The organism is Bradyrhizobium genosp. P, assembly GCF_049949265.1.
Lineage (GTDB): Bacteria > Pseudomonadota > Alphaproteobacteria > Rhizobiales > Xanthobacteraceae > Bradyrhizobium.
On record NZ_CP188195.1, the window covers coordinates 2,257,009 to 2,271,747 of the forward strand.

At 65.2% G+C, this 14,739-nt stretch carries 16 protein-coding genes; 9 read left to right on the top strand and 7 right to left on the bottom strand.

All coding sequences use genetic code 11. The features are described 5' to 3' along the window. The first annotated feature begins 26 nt into the window (after nt 1-26). Together ACP2YO_RS11055 and ACP2YO_RS11060 are read left to right on the top strand one after the other, a co-directional pair. Complete coding sequence (locus ACP2YO_RS11055) at nt 27-1,157, top strand: A/G-specific adenine glycosylase (protein WP_426443130.1); 1,131 nt, start codon at nt 27-29, stop codon at nt 1,155-1,157. Nucleotides 1,158-1,241: 84 nt separating this feature from the next. Next, entirely contained in the window at nt 1,242-1,661 is a 420-nt protein-coding gene (locus ACP2YO_RS11060; protein ID WP_426440908.1) for a PaaI family thioesterase, read from the top strand. 1 nt (nt 1,662) lies between these two features. Here the strand turns inward: ACP2YO_RS11060 and ACP2YO_RS11065 are convergent, their stop codons facing one another. Further along, nucleotides 1,663-2,934 carry a flavin-dependent oxidoreductase gene (locus ACP2YO_RS11065; protein ID WP_426440909.1) on the bottom strand — a complete coding sequence of 424 codons (1,272 nt, stop codon included), beginning with the start codon at nt 2,932-2,934 and terminating at the stop codon, nt 1,663-1,665. Nucleotides 2,935-3,119: 185 nt separating this feature from the next. Between ACP2YO_RS11065 and ACP2YO_RS11070 the strand changes: the two genes are divergently transcribed. Beyond that, nucleotides 3,120-3,740, top strand: coding sequence for a glutathione S-transferase family protein (locus tag ACP2YO_RS11070; protein ID WP_426440910.1), 621 nt, complete (start codon nt 3,120-3,122; stop codon nt 3,738-3,740). Nucleotides 3,741-3,863: 123 nt separating this feature from the next. Here ACP2YO_RS11070 and ACP2YO_RS11075 read toward each other — a convergent pair whose 3' ends face one another. Continuing rightward, a complete protein-coding gene (locus ACP2YO_RS11075) occupies nt 3,864-4,778 on the bottom strand; it encodes a LysR family transcriptional regulator (RefSeq protein ID WP_426440911.1) in 915 nt (304 codons plus the stop codon). 92 nt (nt 4,779-4,870) lie between these two features. Here ACP2YO_RS11075 and ACP2YO_RS11080 point away from each other — a divergent pair, with 92 nt between their 5' ends. Continuing rightward, nucleotides 4,871-5,296, top strand: coding sequence for a nuclear transport factor 2 family protein (locus tag ACP2YO_RS11080; protein WP_426440912.1), 426 nt, complete (start codon nt 4,871-4,873; stop codon nt 5,294-5,296). Between the two features lie 152 nt (nt 5,297-5,448). Here ACP2YO_RS11080 and ACP2YO_RS11085 read toward each other — a convergent pair whose 3' ends face one another. From ACP2YO_RS11085 to ACP2YO_RS11095, 3 genes are all read right to left on the bottom strand, one after another. Then, nucleotides 5,449-6,135 carry a glutathione S-transferase family protein gene (locus tag ACP2YO_RS11085; RefSeq protein WP_426440913.1) on the bottom strand — a complete coding sequence of 229 codons (687 nt, stop codon included), beginning with the start codon at nt 6,133-6,135 and terminating at the stop codon, nt 5,449-5,451. 134 nt (nt 6,136-6,269) lie between these two features. Beyond that, complete coding sequence (locus ACP2YO_RS11090) at nt 6,270-6,596, bottom strand: hypothetical protein (RefSeq protein ID WP_426440914.1); 327 nt, start codon at nt 6,594-6,596, stop codon at nt 6,270-6,272. 174 nt (nt 6,597-6,770) lie between these two features. Then, nucleotides 6,771-7,904: a site-specific DNA-methyltransferase gene (locus ACP2YO_RS11095; RefSeq protein WP_426440915.1), complete on the bottom strand. Its 1,134-nt coding sequence runs from the start codon at nt 7,902-7,904 to the stop codon at nt 6,771-6,773. Nucleotides 7,905-8,316: 412 nt separating this feature from the next. On the opposite strand from ACP2YO_RS11095, the gene ypfJ reads away from it, so the two are divergent. Continuing rightward, nucleotides 8,317-9,252: a KPN_02809 family neutral zinc metallopeptidase gene (gene ypfJ, locus ACP2YO_RS11100; protein ID WP_426440916.1), complete on the top strand. Its 936-nt coding sequence runs from the start codon at nt 8,317-8,319 to the stop codon at nt 9,250-9,252. A gap of 185 nt (nt 9,253-9,437) precedes the next feature. Continuing rightward, complete coding sequence (moaB, locus tag ACP2YO_RS11105; RefSeq protein ID WP_426440917.1) at nt 9,438-10,001, top strand: molybdenum cofactor biosynthesis protein B; 564 nt, start codon at nt 9,438-9,440, stop codon at nt 9,999-10,001. Between the two features lie 276 nt (nt 10,002-10,277). Here moaB and ACP2YO_RS11110 read toward each other — a convergent pair whose 3' ends face one another. Together ACP2YO_RS11110 and ACP2YO_RS11115 are read right to left on the bottom strand one after the other, a co-directional pair. Further along, the gene (locus ACP2YO_RS11110) at nt 10,278-11,201 is read right to left on the bottom strand and encodes a bifunctional helix-turn-helix transcriptional regulator/GNAT family N-acetyltransferase (protein WP_426440918.1); all 924 of its coding nucleotides are present in this window, start codon (nt 11,199-11,201) and stop codon (nt 10,278-10,280) included. Nucleotides 11,202-11,258: 57 nt separating this feature from the next. Then, on the bottom strand, nt 11,259-11,828 hold the full coding sequence (locus ACP2YO_RS11115; RefSeq protein WP_426440919.1) for a glycosyl transferase: 570 nt from the start codon (nt 11,826-11,828) through the stop codon (nt 11,259-11,261). A gap of 161 nt (nt 11,829-11,989) precedes the next feature. On the opposite strand from ACP2YO_RS11115, the gene ACP2YO_RS11120 reads away from it, so the two are divergent. The 3 genes from ACP2YO_RS11120 to ACP2YO_RS11130 all read left to right on the top strand — a co-directional run bounded on the left by ACP2YO_RS11120 (nt 11,990) and on the right by ACP2YO_RS11130 (nt 14,574). After that, nucleotides 11,990-13,180 carry a PA0069 family radical SAM protein gene (locus ACP2YO_RS11120; RefSeq protein ID WP_426440920.1) on the top strand — a complete coding sequence of 397 codons (1,191 nt, stop codon included), beginning with the start codon at nt 11,990-11,992 and terminating at the stop codon, nt 13,178-13,180. Nucleotides 13,181-13,298: 118 nt separating this feature from the next. Further along, on the top strand, nt 13,299-13,748 hold the full coding sequence (locus ACP2YO_RS11125) for a VOC family protein (RefSeq protein WP_426440921.1): 450 nt from the start codon (nt 13,299-13,301) through the stop codon (nt 13,746-13,748). Between the two features lie 73 nt (nt 13,749-13,821). Then, the gene (locus ACP2YO_RS11130) at nt 13,822-14,574 is read left to right on the top strand and encodes a ribonuclease HII (protein ID WP_426443131.1); all 753 of its coding nucleotides are present in this window, start codon (nt 13,822-13,824) and stop codon (nt 14,572-14,574) included. Nucleotides 14,575-14,739: the final 165 nt, after the last annotated feature.

Here is a 14,739-nt window from a genome sequence, read left to right on the forward strand (position 1 = left end):
TTGTGTCGCGGCCTTACATTACTTGCATGAGTTCTCGCGCAGCCGCCAAAACCAAACCGACCGAAGACGCCGCCGATCGCCCGGCGCTGCTGCTCGCCTGGTACGACCGGCATCGCCGGCGGCTGCCGTGGCGGCCGGCGGCGGGGGAACCGGCTGATCCGTACCGGGTTTGGCTGTCGGAGATCATGCTGCAGCAGACCGGCGTCAAGACGGTCGGGCCCTATTTCGAGAAGTTCGTTGCACGGTGGCCCGACGTCGCGGCGATGGGGGGCGCCTCGCTCGACGACGTGCTGCGGATGTGGGCCGGGCTCGGCTACTATTCGCGGGCGCGTAATCTGCATGCCTGCGCGGTTGCGGTGCTCAACGATCATGGCGGGATATTTCCCGATACCGAGGATAGCCTGCGCGCGCTGCCAGGGATTGGCCCCTACACCGCGGCCGCGATCGCCGCGATCGCGTTCGGCCGCCGCACCATGCCGGTCGACGGCAATATCGAGCGCGTGGTCTCCAGGCTTTTTGCCGTCGAGGAGCCGCTGCCGCAGGCGAAGCCGCTGATCCAGCAACTGGCCGCGACACTGCTTGGCCCGTCTCGCGCCGGCGACGAAAAGGTTCGCGCCGGCGACGAGAGGTCTCGCGCCGGCGATAGCGCGCAGGCGCTGATGGATCTGGGCGCCACGATCTGCACGCCGAAGAAACCGGCCTGCTCGCTGTGCCCGCTGAACGACGATTGCGCAGGCCGCATGCGCGGCGATCAGGAGACGTTCCCGCGCAAGGCGCCGAAGAAGACCGGCACCTTGCGCCGTGGGGCGGCCTTTGTGGTGACGCGGGGTAATGAATTGCTGGTGCGCTCGCGCCCCGAAAAAGGCCTGCTCGGCGGCATGACCGAGGTGCCGGGATCGGAGTGGCTGGCGGGGCGGGACGACAAGGCGGCGTTGAAGCAGGCGCCCGAACTCAAGAGTGTCACGCGCTGGCACCGCAAGGCCGGCGTCGTGACCCATGTGTTCACGCATTTTCCGCTGGAACTCGTGGTCTACACGGCCAATGTGCCGCCGCGTACGCGCGCTCCCGACGGCATGCGCTGGGTGCCGGTCGCGACGCTTGCGGACGAGGCGTTTCCCAACCTCATGCGCAAGGTCGTCGCGCACGGCCTCAATTAAACTTCAGGCGGCGCGGGCGTTTACGCTGCTGACATCATGCTGGCAGCAGGGCTCGGCTACGACCGCTTCCAAACGGAGGCCGCCATGATCGCAACCGCGCTCGACCACATCCCCACGCCGCCCTGCGCAAAACTGCTCGGCTGGCGCCTCTTCGATGCTCGCCCGCAGGACGGCTGGATCAAGATCGTCTTCGACGGCAAGCCGGATTTCTGCAATCCCGCCGGCTTCGTCCAGGGCGGCATCCTGTCGGCGATGCTCGACGATACGATGGGGCCGGTGGTGTTCGTGATGACCGAAGGCAGGCTCTACACCACGACCATCACGATGAATGTGAACTTCCTGGCGCCGGCAAAGCCCGGACCGATCACGGGCGAGGCGACGGTGACCCAGCTCGGCAAGACCATTGCTTTTGTCGAGGGCCGGCTGACGGCCACAGATGGCACGCTGTTGGCGACAGCGACGAACAGCATTCGGCTGGTCGAGGCGGCGCGGGCGCTGCGCTGAGCTAGACTGTGCCCGCGTGCTGCACGATCGGCGGCTTGGCGTTCAGGCCCTCGACCTGGAAGCCGGCGACGCGCTTGTAATTGGCGGCGATGTCTTCCAGCTCTCTTTGCGACAGGACCTCGGTGACGACACCAAAACCGTCGGGCGCGCGCTCCTCGACGAGCTGCATCACCTGCTCGGGCCCGTTGCGGCGATTCAGCATCACGAGGTCGGTGGTGGCCGGCCGGCGTTCAGCCTCGAAGGCGGTGAGGGCTGCTTGCGTCGGCCCCTGCGCGAGAATCTCGCGTGTCAGCACGCGCGCATCCAGGATCGCCTGCGAGGCGCCGTTGGAGCCGATCGGGTACATCGGATGCGCGGCATCGCCCATCAGCGTGACGCGGCCGAAGGTCCATTGCGGGATCGGATCGCGGTCGACCAGCGGATATTCGTAAGCGTGCGGGCAATTCCGGATCAGGCCCGGCACGTCGAGCCAGTCGAACTTCCAGCTCTCGAACCACGGCAGGAATTCGTCCAGTCTGGCGGTGCGGTTATAGTCCTCACGGCGCCACTGATAGGTTGGCGGCATGTGGCGCTCGGCGACCCAGTTGATGTCGTATTTGCCGTCGGGGCCGGCCTGCTTCGAGATCGGGTAGCAGACGAATTTCAGGATCTCGTGGCCCGCCATAATCATGGTGCGGCCGGTGAGGAAGGCGTTGGCGCGGGTGATGCCACGCCAAAGGATGCGGCCGTTCCAGAGCGGCGGCCCCTCGTCGGGATAAAGCTTTTCGCGCACTGCTGAGTGGATGCCGTCGGCCGCGATCAGGATGGCGCCGTCGTAGCTGCCGGCCGGCTTGCCGGTCGCCCGGTCGATGAAGTCGGCACGGACGCCGTCCGCGGTCTCGGTCCAGCCGGCGAGGTGATGGCTGGTCAGGATGTTCTCGCGCCCCAGCCGCTCGGTCGCGGCATCGAGCAGCAGCTGCTGCAGCCGGCCGCGATGGATCGAGAACTGCGGCCATTTGTAGCCGGCCTCGAGCCCGCGCGGCTCGCTCCAGATCGGCTTGCCGTGCTTGGAGAAATAGGCGAGCTCGCTTGTGCGCACCGCCAGCGTGTCGAGCTGGTCGTGCAGCCCAAGCTCGATCAGTTCGCGCACCGCATGCGGCAACACGTTGATGCCGACGCCGAGCGGCTTGAGTTCCGGTACGCTCTCGAACACGCGTGCGGGAACGCCGATCTGGTGTAGGCTGAGCGCCAGCGTCAGCCCGCCGATTCCACCACCTGCGATGAGTACCGTCATAACAAGCCCTCGTGATCGGCCACGGTCATGGCACGACAGCGCCGCTGTGGGCAACCGCGAAAGGCTTGCAACACCGGACGGGGATGGACGACGACGGGGAGGGCGGTTAACGTTCGCCTGCAAAATAAAAACCTGGGCCGGGTTCAGATTCCACCTGAGCCGACAAGGCTGAAGAGGACAACATCATGCTCAAGCTCTATTACGTCCCGGGCACCTGCGCGCTCGCCTCCCACATCGCGCTGGCCGAGGCCGGTGCGCCCTACACGACCGAGCGGCTCGACTTCAAGACCAACCAGCAGAACAGCCCGGAATACCTGAAGATCAACCCGAAGGGCCGCGTTCCCACACTGGTGACCGACCGCGGCGTGCTGACCGAGACGCCGGCGATGCTGGCTTACATCGCGCAGACCTGGCCGCAGGCGAAACTCGCTCCGCTCGACGACGCCTTTGAATTCGCCAAGGTGCAGGCCTTCAACTCCTATCTCTGCTCCACCGTCCATGTGAACCACGCCCACAAGGGGCGCGGCTATCGGTGGGCGGCGGAAGAATCGTCGTTCGCCGACATGAAGAAGATGATCCCGAAGACCATGAGTGCCTGCTTCGGCCTGATCGAGCGTGACATGCTGAAGGGGCCGTGGGTGATGGGCGAGAGCTATACCGTCTGCGACGCCTATCTCTACACGCTGACGCTCTGGCTCGACGGCGACGGCGTCGATCTCGCGACCCTGCCGAAGGTGAAGGCCCACCGCGAGGCGATGGAGAGCCGCCCGGCGGTGCAGAAGGTGCTGGCCGAGCAGAGGGCGTAAGGACCGAATCGGACATTCTCCTCGCGTCATTGCGAGCGGAGCGAAGCAATCCATGTCACCGCAAAGCGAGAGATGGATTGCTTCGTCGCTTTCGCTCCTCGCAATGAGGCGGAAAGAGCGGCGTTACGCCTTCTTCCGCTCCAGCTCCCGGCCCGTTTCCAGCATCAGCTTGCGCAGCCAGAGCGAGCCCGGGTCCATCTGGGCGCGAGTCGGGTGGAACATGTGCTGCTCGTCGATCCCGGGATCGAGCGGCGGCGTCACCGTCACCAGCGACAGTTGCCTTGATAGCGCCGAGATCAGCCGGCGCGGCACGAAGGCGACGAGGTCGGTGCGCGCGGTGACGTGCAGCGCCTCGATATAGCCTGATACGACCAGCGCGATCCGCCGTTCGATGCCTTTTGCGCGCAACCAGGTGTCGATCAGGTCCTCGTTCTGACCGCGGATCACGACCGCGACATGCCGCGCCGCGAGGAAGTTATCGCGCTTCTTCAGCTTCGCGCCGAGGGGGTGGCCGCGCCGCACCGCGAGCGCGTCGCTGTCGGTGTAGAGCAGCTGGCGGTGAAAGCCCTTGAAGGCGTCGCCGATCGAAATCACGAGATCGATGGTGCGGCCGAAGTCGGGCGTGAAGATCGCAGGTCCCCGCCACGGCACCACGTCGATGGTGACGTTCGGCGCGATCTGCGTCACCTTCTCCATCAGCGGCGGCATCAGGAGTTCGACCGCGAGGTCGGGCATCATCAGCCGGAAATGCCGCTCGCTGCGCGCGGCATCGAAATCGTCGGGGACGAACAGCGCGCGCACCTGGTCGAGCGCCTGCACCAGCGGCCCGCGCAACGCCTGCGCCCGCGGCGTCAGCTCCATCCGGGCGCCGTTGCGCACCAGCAGCGGGTCGCCGATCAGATCGCGCAGCCGCTGCAGCGCGTGACTGGTCGCAGGTTGCGACAGATGCAGCCGCAGCGCGGCGCGGCTGACATTGACCTCCCTCAGCAGCGCGTCGAGCGCGACCAGCAGATTGAGGTCAAGTGAATTCAAATTCATGAGGTGAATATATATCATATCACCTATCGATTGGAAGAATGTGCGTCAGCGCTGCAAAGTTGGCTATCGAGCAACCGAGAAGGAATGCCGCCATGAGCGCAGCCGACAACAAGAAACTGGTGCAGGAGATGTTTGCGATCGCCGGCGATCCCGATCCCGCCGTCCGCGAGAAATCGCTGTTCATGCAAAACCTCGCTGATGACGCGACCTGGACGGTGACCGGGCAATATTCCTGGTCGCGCACCTTCACCGGCAAGCAGTCGATCCTCGACGATCTGCACGGCCATGTCCGCTCGCGGCTGGTCGAGCGTGGCCGCACCATTGCCCGCCGCTTCATTGCCGATGGCGACGTCGTCGCGGTCGAGGCCAAGGGCCACAACCTCACCAGGGAAGGCGAGCGTTACGACAACGATTATTGCCTGGTGCTGCGGTTCGACGGCGGCAGGATCAAGGAAGTCCGGGAATATTGCGACTCGGTGTTGACCGAGCGGGTGCTGGGGCCGTTTCCGGCGCCGTAGCCGCCTTAAAGCGAAAACGGCGCCCAAGCGGGCGCCGTTTGGTTTGACGTGATGCCGGAGCGCGCGTCAGCGCGAACCCGGAATCTCACGCCACAACCTCTGGATTTCCGGGTTCACGCGCGAAGCGCGTGCCCCCGGAATGACCGTGTACGTCACGCCACCTTGGTCTTGAGGTGGCCGAACATGATGCCGCGGGCCTCGTCGTCCATCTCGGTCTTGAAGGTATGCTTGTCCTTCAGCGCGATCGCGCGCACCGCCGCCGGCCGTACCGAGATCTCGTCGACCAGGCGCTTCACGTTCGGATATTTCGCGTAGCCTTCCTCGCCCAGCACGTGCGGCGCCATGCGTGCCCAGCCCCAGAACGCCATGTCGACGATCGTGTAGCCGTCGCCCACCATGTAGCGCGACTTCGCCAGGTGGTCGTCGAGGATCTTGTAGTGGCGGTGGGCCTCGTACTGGTAGCGGTTGTGGGCGTATTCGAGGTCCTTCGGCGCAGCGTGCTTGAAGTGCACCGCCTGGCCGGAATAGGGGCCGAGGCCGGTCGCGATGAACATCAGCCAGGACAGCGTCTCGGCGCGGGTGGCCGGCGTGTTGGGCGGCAGGAACATGCCGTTTTCCTCGGCGAGGTAGAGCAGGATGGCATTGGAGTCGAACACGAAGACGCCGTCGTCGTCGATCGCCGGCACCTTGCCGTTCGGGTTGACCTTGAGGAACTCGGGTGCGAACTGCTCGCCTTTTCGGGTATCGACCGGGATCGCCTCGAACGGCAGGCCGGACTCCTCCAGGAACAATGCAACCTTGTTCGGGTTCGGCGCGCCGTTGAAATAGAACTTGAGCATCAAAGAACTCCCTTGGTTTTGTGACCGTCGACATCGAGGGCGGCGTGGCGAGGCCGCGGGCGGTTCTTCATGCGCAAATTTCGCTGCAGCGCGCAAGCGATGAGTTTGTGAAACAGGTGCGCGCGGCGCGCTGGTCAGCCGAAATGGAGCAGGCCCGCCACGCCGGCGCCGACCAGCACGAGGCCCGCGACCTCCAGCACGGCCGCCGAGCGGGTCGCGGCATGCAGGTGGGACGCCTGCGTTGCGCGTTCGGACCGCCGCGCATAGCCGTGGACGATGATCTCTTCGTTGAACTCGCTGTGCGCCTCGAGGCCGAGGGTCAGTCCAACCGAGATCAGGAGGATGCCAAAAATGACCAGGCCGAAAAATCCCAACAGGCCGATCAGCAGCATCGGAAACATGCCGAGCAGGAAGATCGGCAGCAGCGGCACCAGCAGGTAAGTCTCGGATTGTCTTCGCATCGGGGTGGCCAATCGAAACAGTCACCGATGGCCGCAAGCTTAGGCTCCGATCAGTGGAGCATCAAGGCGATACTGATCAAATAGTCGTAGGATGGGTGGAGCGAAGCGATACCCATCAATTGGCGGCACGAAGGCGATGGGTATCGCTTCGCTCCACCCATCCTACGGAAAAGTTCAACCCGCCGCCATGCCGGAGCGGATCTCGGCGCGCAGCTCGTCGATCAGCCTCAAGCCGTTCTTGGTCTCGACGTGCCAGAAGGTCCAGCCGTTGCAGGCGCCGGAGCCCTGCGCGACCGCGCCGATGCGGTGGATCGAGCCGACCTTGTCGCCGAGCATGATGGCGCCGTCGGCGCGGACCAGCGCGCCATGGCGCTTCTTGGCGTCGACCAGTTTCGCGCCGGGCATGATCATGCCGCGTTCGATCAGTTCGGAGAAGGCGACGCGAGGCGCCTCGCGCGCGGTCATGAACGGCGCAAGGGTTTCTTGCGGCAGCGGCTCGATCGCGGCGATACGCGCTTCGGCCGCGGCGGCATAGGTCCGGTCGCGTTCGAAGCCGATATAGTCGCGGCCGAGCCGCTTGGCGACCGCACCCGTGGTGCCGGTGCCGTTGAAGGGATCGATCACGAGATCGCCGGGCTTCGATGACGACAGCAGCACGCGCGCCAGAAGCTGCTCGGGCTTTTGGGTCGGATGCACCTTCTTGCCGTCATCGCCCTTGAGGCGCTCTTCGCCGGTGCACAGCGGGATCAGCCAGTCGGAGCGTGCCTGCACGTCCTCATTGGCCGCCTTCAGCGCTTCATAGTTGAAGGTGTAACCCTTGGCCTTCTCGTCGCGTGCGGCCCAGATCATGGTCTCGTGCGCGTTGGTGAAGCGGCGGCCGCGGAAGTTCGGCATCGGATTGGACTTGCGCCACACGATGTCGTTCAGGAGCCAGAAGCCGAGGTCCTGCATGATCGCGCCGACGCGGAAGATATTGTGATAGGAGCCGATCACCCACAGCGTCGCCGACGGCTTCATCACGCGGCGGCAGGCGAGCAGCCAGGCGCGGGTGAAATCATCATAGGCGGCGAACGACGAGAACTTGTCCCAGTCGTCGTTGACGGCATCGACATGCGACTCGTCGGGACGCTTGAGATCGCCCTTGAGCTGCAGATTGTAGGGAGGATCTGCGAACACCAGATCGACCGAGCCTGCCGGAAGCTTCGACATCTCGGCGACGCAATCGCCAATGACGATGCGGCTCGACGGGTCATTCTCAAATTTAGTGCGGGGCGCCCTTGCAGACGCCCCGCGACGCGACACAACCATGACTCAAGAACTCTGACTCAGGCGACGCTGTCGGCGACGCGGGACTAAACAACCGACTGGCGTCACATTGACCGGCCAAAGTAAAAATCGACTTAATTGGGAATCTTTGCGCAAAAGATTGCAGCATCTCTCAAACGCGGCTTGCGATCGTCGTTCGTGTCGTGCTGCAGCATCGATGTGCTCGCGTGGCGCAATCGAAAATCATGAATTCGGCGCGATTCGACCGTCAACTTCCGTTCATCAAGGGCGATCGCACCGAGCGGATCGCGCAATCACGCACTAGGCAATTTTTGCCGGGCGGGTTATTGATTAACAGATTGGAAATTTTACCTGTCTGTCGCGTAAGGTCATCGACGGGAATCAAGGTCCTCGACCGGAATTAAAGTCCCCGACGGGAATGAAGGGAAACGCCATGCGTTATGATGACTTCCGCCGCAGCGACGACGTCGAAGACCGTCGCGACGATAGCGGGGGAGGCGGCGGTGGCGGCGGCTTCGGTCTTCCGATGGGCGGCGGTGGCGGGCTCGGCATCGGCACCATCATCGTGCTCGGCCTGATCGGCTATGCCTTCGGCATCGACCCACGCGTCTTGATCGGCGGTGCCGAAATCCTCAATGGCGGTGGCCAGTCGTCGACCACCCAGACCGACCGGCAGGCGTCGGGCGGACAGGTCAAGCGCGGCGCGCCGACCGACGAGATGGGCAGCATGATCGCGGGCATCCTCGGCGAGATCGACGACCGCTGGAGCGAGATCTTCCAGGCCTCGGGCCAGAGCTACACCGGTCCGAAGGTCGTGCTGTTCCGCAACGTCACCAATGGCGGCCGCTGCGGCAGGGCGGAGTCGGCGATGGGGCCGTTCTACTGTCCGCCGGACAAGACCATCTTCCTCGACACCGGTTTCTTCCGCGAGGTCGAGACGCGTTTCCATGGTTGCTCGGGCAATGCCTGCAAGTTCACCGCGGCCTATATCATCGCGCATGAGGCCGGCCATCACGTCCAGAACCTGCTCGGCATCCTCCCGCGCGTGACGCGGCTGCAGCAGCAGGCCGGCAGCAAGGCGGAATCCAATGCGCTGCAGGTCAAGGTCGAACTTCAGGCCGATTGCCTCTCCGGCGTCTGGACCAACCGCGAGGAGAAGAAGCGGCCGGGCTTCCTCGAGGCCGGCGATATCGACGCGGCGCTCACCACGGCAAATGCGATCGGCGACGACACGCTGCAGCGGCAGGCGACCGGCAGGGTGGTGCCCGACTCCTTCACCCACGGCTCCGCCGCGCAGCGCAAGCAATGGTTCATGACCGGCTACCAGCAGGGCACCGTGCAGGCCTGCAACACGTTTGCGGGCGGGTAGTTACGCCGGTAATCGCGGGACGTAGCCGTGAGTTCGGTTCACCTCTCCCGCTTGCGGGGGAGGTCGCCTCGCATCTTCAGATGCGAGGCGGGTGGGGGCTTTCTCCATACGAACCATCCGACTCGCGGCGGCGCCCCCACCCCAACCCTCCCCCGCAAGCGGGAGAGGGAGCGAGAGAGCAAGCCATGTCCTCCATCGACGAAACCAAAACATTCGTCCCGCTCAACATCGCGGTGCTGACGATTTCCGACACCCGCACGCTGGCGGATGACAAGTCGGGCACCACGCTCGCGGACCGTCTCACGGCGGCCGGTCACAAGTTGGCGGCGCGCGAGATTGTCACCGACGATGTCGAGGCAATCCGCACAGTCATCAGGCGCTGGATCGCGGATCCGGGGGTCGACGCCGTCATCACCACCGGTGGCACCGGCTTCACCGGCCGCGACGTCACGCCGGAGGCGATCGAGCCACTGTTCGAGAAGCGGATGGATGGCTTCTCGATTGCCTTCCACATGCTGAGTCACGCCAAGATTGGCGCTTCGACGATCCAGAGCCGCGCCACGGCCGGTGTTGCCGGCGCGACCTTCATTTTTTGCCTGCCGGGCTCACCCGGCGCCTGCCGCGATGGCTGGGACAGCATTCTCGCCGCGCAGCTCGACTACCGCACGCGGCCCTGCAATTTCGTCGAGATCATGCCGCGGCTGGACGAGCATCTGCGCCGGCCGAAGGCGCAAGGCGCGAGCGCGTAGCCACCGTCATTCCGGGGCATCGCGCAGCGATGAACCTCAGATGTGCAATTGCACATCGGGGAATCTCGCACCGTAACCTCTGGATTCCGGGTTCGCGCTTGCGCGCACCCCGGAATGACGGCTGTCATTACCGTCGGCGGATCGTCTTCACGAGCAACGACCACAGGGTCCGCATCGTACTGCGGTAGGCCTCGGCACGAAGCGCATGAGCGCGCTGCGCATAGAATGTGATGAGTTCCGCAGTCACGCGCCGCGCTCCGTCGCGGCGCTGCGGCCTCACAGCTCCAGCTCCCAGGTCTCGCCGACCAGGTCGACGCCAAAGCTGTGATGCCGCTCTTCCTTGACCTGGCGGAAACCGGCGCGGGCGTAGATGCCGCGCGCGGCGACCAGGATGCTCTGGGTCCACAGCGTCATCCGCTTGTAGCCGTTGTCGCGCGCCGTGCGAACGCATTGCTCGACCAGCGCTCGTCCGACGCCGAGCCCGCGCGCCTTCTCCTCGACCATTAGGAGGCGCAGCTTTGCAACGCCGTCGCCCCCGTTGACGAGGAAGATCGAGCCGACCGGCTCGCCCTCGACCTCGGCGATCCAGAAATGCTCGCGAGCGGGATCGAACGACTTGATGAATTGCGCGCAGATCTCGGCGACCAATGCCTCGTAGCTGATGTCCCAGCCATATTCCTCCGCATAGGCGCGTCCCTGCCGCGAGATCACCCAGCCGATGTCGCCGACGCGATGGCTGCGCAACAGGAAGCCGGCCGGCTTCTCCGCGGGCGGCTCCAACGCCTGCTCAATCGTGCTCATGGCATGGACGACGGCCGCGCGGCGATCTCGGTCGAGGCTATCAAGCATCGCCGCGACCTCGTCGTGCGACTCGCGGTCGAGCTTCGCAAAGGTCTGCCGCCCCTTGGCGGTGAGGTTGAGCCGGATCTGCCGCCGGTCGGACGGCAGCGGCTTGCGGGCGATCAGCCCGTCGTCGTCGAATTTCTGGACGATGCGGCTGAGATAGCCGGCGTCGAGGCCGAGCTCGATCCCGATATCGCGGGCCGCCGCGTCCTCGCGGTGGGCGAGTTCGTACAGCACCCGCGCCTCGCTCAGCGAAAACGCGCTCTGCAGCAAATGCTGGTCCAGCACGCCGAGCTTGCGGGTGTAGAAACGGTTGAAGCCGCGTACCGCGGCGACCTGGTCCTCAGGATCGGTCATGCTGCATCTCCAATACTTGCCACTGTCAAATAATTATTTGACTTTGGCAAGTATCGTTTATGCAATGACGATCCGGCTGCGCAGCATGGTGCGGGAGGAGCGGCCGAGCCGGCGTAGCAGGCGGGCCTCGGAGCGTGGCGCGTCGGGCCGGTAGCCGCCCAGCCGCTCGTAATGGCCGCGCGCGATCAGGAGGCCCTGTTCGGCCGACGGGCCTGCGATCATCCGGGCGACGAACTTGAAGCCGTCGCGCAGGCCGGAATCGGCGTAGGGCGAGCGGGCGTAGCGGAAGATGCCGGCGCGGTCCTTGCCGCTCGACGCCACCATCTGGATGAACTGGGTCGTCTCCTCGATCCAGCCCGGGTCGAGCACCGCGCCCGGATGCAGGAACATCAGCCAGGGCGAGCGGGCCTGCCTGGCGCCGGCGGCGAGCGCTGCGGCGCGCGTGCCCTCGAAGCGCAGGAAGCCGCAGCCCGCCACATCCGCGACGCGCTCCATCACGTCGGTATCGGTGCGATCGACCAGCAGCACCTCGCGGATCAGTCCCGCGGCCGCGCCCGGCACCAGCGCCGCCAGCGTCGCGACCGCGGTGCGTTCGATTCCGTCGGTCGGGATGATCACGCTCAGCATGATTGAGGCTTCATTGGCTCAAACGGTTGGAAAACCGAGCTGTGTTATCACCTTGTCATATTCAAAGCAGCCTTCTCAGCTGCAGATTTTTGCAGCACACTTTTGTGGATTTCGTGCGCGTTCGTTCTTGATTTGTTCTTTGGCTGTGTTAGCTTCGCAGCATGAGCCGAGCATCCTCTCATGCCCTCAAGCACCCGCCGGTAACGGCGCCCTCCGATAACCCGGCGGGTGCACCTTCCCCTTTGCCCGCCCCTTTGCCCGCCCCGTTTCCCGAGCTTGCAGTGGCGATCGAAAGCGAACGGCGGCGGGGCCGCGGTGCGCAGTCCAACGGCAGCGGCCGCTACGAGGCCGAAGCAAGGGTCGCTTTCGACGACGGCTGGCAAAGTCTAGACGATCTGCCGCCGTTCAAGACCACGGTCACGATCGACACCTCGCGCAAGGTGATCGCCCGGAACGAATCCCCTGACATCGGTTTCGACCGCTCGATCAATCCCTATCGCGGCTGCGAGCATGGCTGCGTCTATTGCTTCGCGCGGCCGACCCACGCCTATCTCGGCCTGTCGCCCGGGCTGGACTTCGAAACCAAATTGCTGGCCAAGCCCGACGCGCCGGAACTGCTCGAGAAGGAGCTCGCGGCGCCCGGCTATGAAGCGCGGATGATCGCGATCGGCACCAACACCGATCCCTACCAGCCGATCGAGCGCGAGCGGAAGATTATGCGCGGCATCCTCGAGGTGCTGGAGCGCGCCGGCCATCCGGTCGGCATCGTAACCAAGTCGGCGCTGGTGACCCGCGACATCGATATCCTGGCGCGGATGGCCAAGCGCAATCTGGTCAAGGTCGCACTCTCGGTGACGACGCTCGACCCGCAACTTGCCCGCACCATGGAGCCGCGCGCGTCGAGCCCGCCGAAGCGCCTGGAGGCGATCAAGCGGCTCGCGGACGCCGGCATTCCGGCCACCGTGATGGTGGCGCCCGTGATTCCGGCTTTGAACGACTCCGAGATCGAGCGCATCCTCGACGCCGCCGCCCATGCCGGCGCCAAGGAGGCAAGCTATGTGCTGCTTCGCCTGCCGCTCGAGGTCCGCGACCTGTTCCGCGAATGGCTGATGGCGAACTATCCCGACCGCTATCGCCACGTCTTCACGCTGATCCGCGACATGCGCGGCGGCCGCGACTACGACTCGCAATGGGGCACGCGGATGAAAGGCACCGGCCCGATGGCCTGGATGATCGGCCGCCGCTTCGAGATCGCCTGCGAAAAGCTCGGCCTCAACAAGCGCCGGACCAAGCTGACCACGGACCATTTTGCGAAGCCGAACCGCAACGGGCAGCAGTTGAGCTTGTTCTAGCAAGAATCAACCAACAGCGTCATTGCGAGCGAAGCGAAGCAATCCATGTCGCCGCACCGGGATCGATGGATTGCTTCGTCGCTATCGCTCCTCGCAATGACGGAGATAGGTAATAAAAATGAGTAACACTGCCCCAACCCCGCGCTTCACCGTCCTCACGCTCGGCGTCAGCGACATGCGCGCCAGCATTGCCTTCTATGAGTCGCTCGGTTTCACCAGGAAGATGCATGCGACCGGCGAGGAGGTCGCCTTCTTCGATACCGGCGGCACCGTGCTCGGGCTGTTTCCGTGGCATCTGCTTGCGGCCGACGCGGCACTGCCTGATCAGCCGCGTCCGGTCGCCTTCCGTGGCGTTGCGCTCGCCTGGAACTGCCGCGACGACGCCGAGGTCGATACCGTCATGGCGTTCGCACTCTCGAAGGGCGCCAGGCTGCTGAATCCCGCGCAGCCGACGAGCTATGGCGGCTATTGCGGTTATTTCGCCGATCCCGACGGCCATGCCTGGGAAGTCGTGCGCGCACCGGGCTTCGAGGTCGGCGATGACAGGCGGGTGTCGCTGCCTGATTAACATAACTGAATAGCGGGGAAGGGAGGGCGGTTCCCGGTTGCGCCGCGGGCCATGCTTGATCACCATCCCCCGCATGATTCGGGACAAATCCAGGAAGAAGCCGGTCGAGCCCGCCAAGCCGGAGAAGCGCGTGGTCGCGGTGACGCGGCCGAGCTTTCGGCGCGAGCGCGCGCTGATCAAGCGCGGCCTCTGGCCGATCGCGGGCTGCGACGAGGCCGGGCGCGGCCCGCTGGCGGGTCCCGTGGTCGCCGCCGCCGTGGTGCTGGACCCAAATCGAATCCCCAAAGGCATCGACGATTCTAAGCGGCTGACCGCAGAGCGCCGCGAGGAACTGTTCGAGGAGATTTGCGCAACGGCGGCCTTCTCGGTCGCGGTGGCCTCACGCGCGCGGATCGACCGTGACAATATCCTGCGCGCCTCGCTGTGGGCGCTGGCGCGCGCCGTCCATGCGCTGCCGGAACTGCCGAAGCACGTCTTTGTCGACGGCCGCGACAAGCTCGCGACGCCTTGCGACTGCGAGGCCGTGATCGGCGGCGACGGCCTGGTGCTGTCGATCGCGGCGGCCTCGATCATCGCCAAGGTGACGCGCGATCGCCTGATGTGCGCGCTGGCGCTGGATTGCCCGGGCTACGGCTTCGAGCAGCACAAGGGCTACGCCGTCCCCGAGCATCTCGAGGCGCTCGACCGGCTCGGCCCCACCGCCCACCACCGCAGCTTCTTCGCGCCCGTCGTTGCGGCGCGCGCGAAGCATTTCCCGACGCCAGCTGAAGCGGACCTGTTCACGGTGGACGCCGAAAGCGAAGCCGTGGCTTCCGCGGCCGCGTAGAGGGCAGCCGACGCACCCGACACTGTCATCGCCCGGCCTTGTGCGCAATTGCGCACTGGGACCGGGCGACCCAGTATTCCAGAGACAGCAGTCATCAATCGAGAGGCCGCGGCGTACTGGGTGCCCCGCCTAAAGCGGGGCATGACAGCGGAATTTGGTCGGACA

Bases quoted from the DNA above. Each gene is read 5' to 3' on its own strand.
- ACP2YO_RS11055 (WP_426443130.1), top strand. From the start codon at position 27: ATGAGTTCTCGCGCAGCCGCCAAAACCAAACCGACCGAAGACGCCGCC.
- ACP2YO_RS11060 (WP_426440908.1), top strand. From the start codon at position 1,242: ATGATCGCAACCGCGCTCGACCACATCCCCACGCCGCCCTGCGCAAAA.
- ACP2YO_RS11065 (WP_426440909.1), bottom strand. From the start codon at position 2,934: ATGACGGTACTCATCGCAGGTGGTGGAATCGGCGGGCTGACGCTGGCG.
- ACP2YO_RS11070 (WP_426440910.1), top strand. From the start codon at position 3,120: ATGCTCAAGCTCTATTACGTCCCGGGCACCTGCGCGCTCGCCTCCCAC.
- ACP2YO_RS11075 (WP_426440911.1), bottom strand. From the start codon at position 4,778: ATGAATTTGAATTCACTTGACCTCAATCTGCTGGTCGCGCTCGACGCG.
- ACP2YO_RS11080 (WP_426440912.1), top strand. From the start codon at position 4,871: ATGAGCGCAGCCGACAACAAGAAACTGGTGCAGGAGATGTTTGCGATC.
- ACP2YO_RS11085 (WP_426440913.1), bottom strand. From the start codon at position 6,135: ATGCTCAAGTTCTATTTCAACGGCGCGCCGAACCCGAACAAGGTTGCA.
- ACP2YO_RS11090 (WP_426440914.1), bottom strand. From the start codon at position 6,596: ATGCGAAGACAATCCGAGACTTACCTGCTGGTGCCGCTGCTGCCGATC.
- ACP2YO_RS11095 (WP_426440915.1), bottom strand. From the start codon at position 7,904: ATGGTTGTGTCGCGTCGCGGGGCGTCTGCAAGGGCGCCCCGCACTAAA.
- ypfJ (WP_426440916.1), top strand. From the start codon at position 8,317: ATGCGTTATGATGACTTCCGCCGCAGCGACGACGTCGAAGACCGTCGC.
- moaB (WP_426440917.1), top strand. From the start codon at position 9,438: ATGTCCTCCATCGACGAAACCAAAACATTCGTCCCGCTCAACATCGCG.
- ACP2YO_RS11110 (WP_426440918.1), bottom strand. From the start codon at position 11,201: ATGACCGATCCTGAGGACCAGGTCGCCGCGGTACGCGGCTTCAACCGT.
- ACP2YO_RS11115 (WP_426440919.1), bottom strand. From the start codon at position 11,828: ATGCTGAGCGTGATCATCCCGACCGACGGAATCGAACGCACCGCGGTC.
- ACP2YO_RS11120 (WP_426440920.1), top strand. From the start codon at position 11,990: ATGAGCCGAGCATCCTCTCATGCCCTCAAGCACCCGCCGGTAACGGCG.
- ACP2YO_RS11125 (WP_426440921.1), top strand. From the start codon at position 13,299: ATGAGTAACACTGCCCCAACCCCGCGCTTCACCGTCCTCACGCTCGGC.
- ACP2YO_RS11130 (WP_426443131.1), top strand. From the start codon at position 13,822: ATGATTCGGGACAAATCCAGGAAGAAGCCGGTCGAGCCCGCCAAGCCG.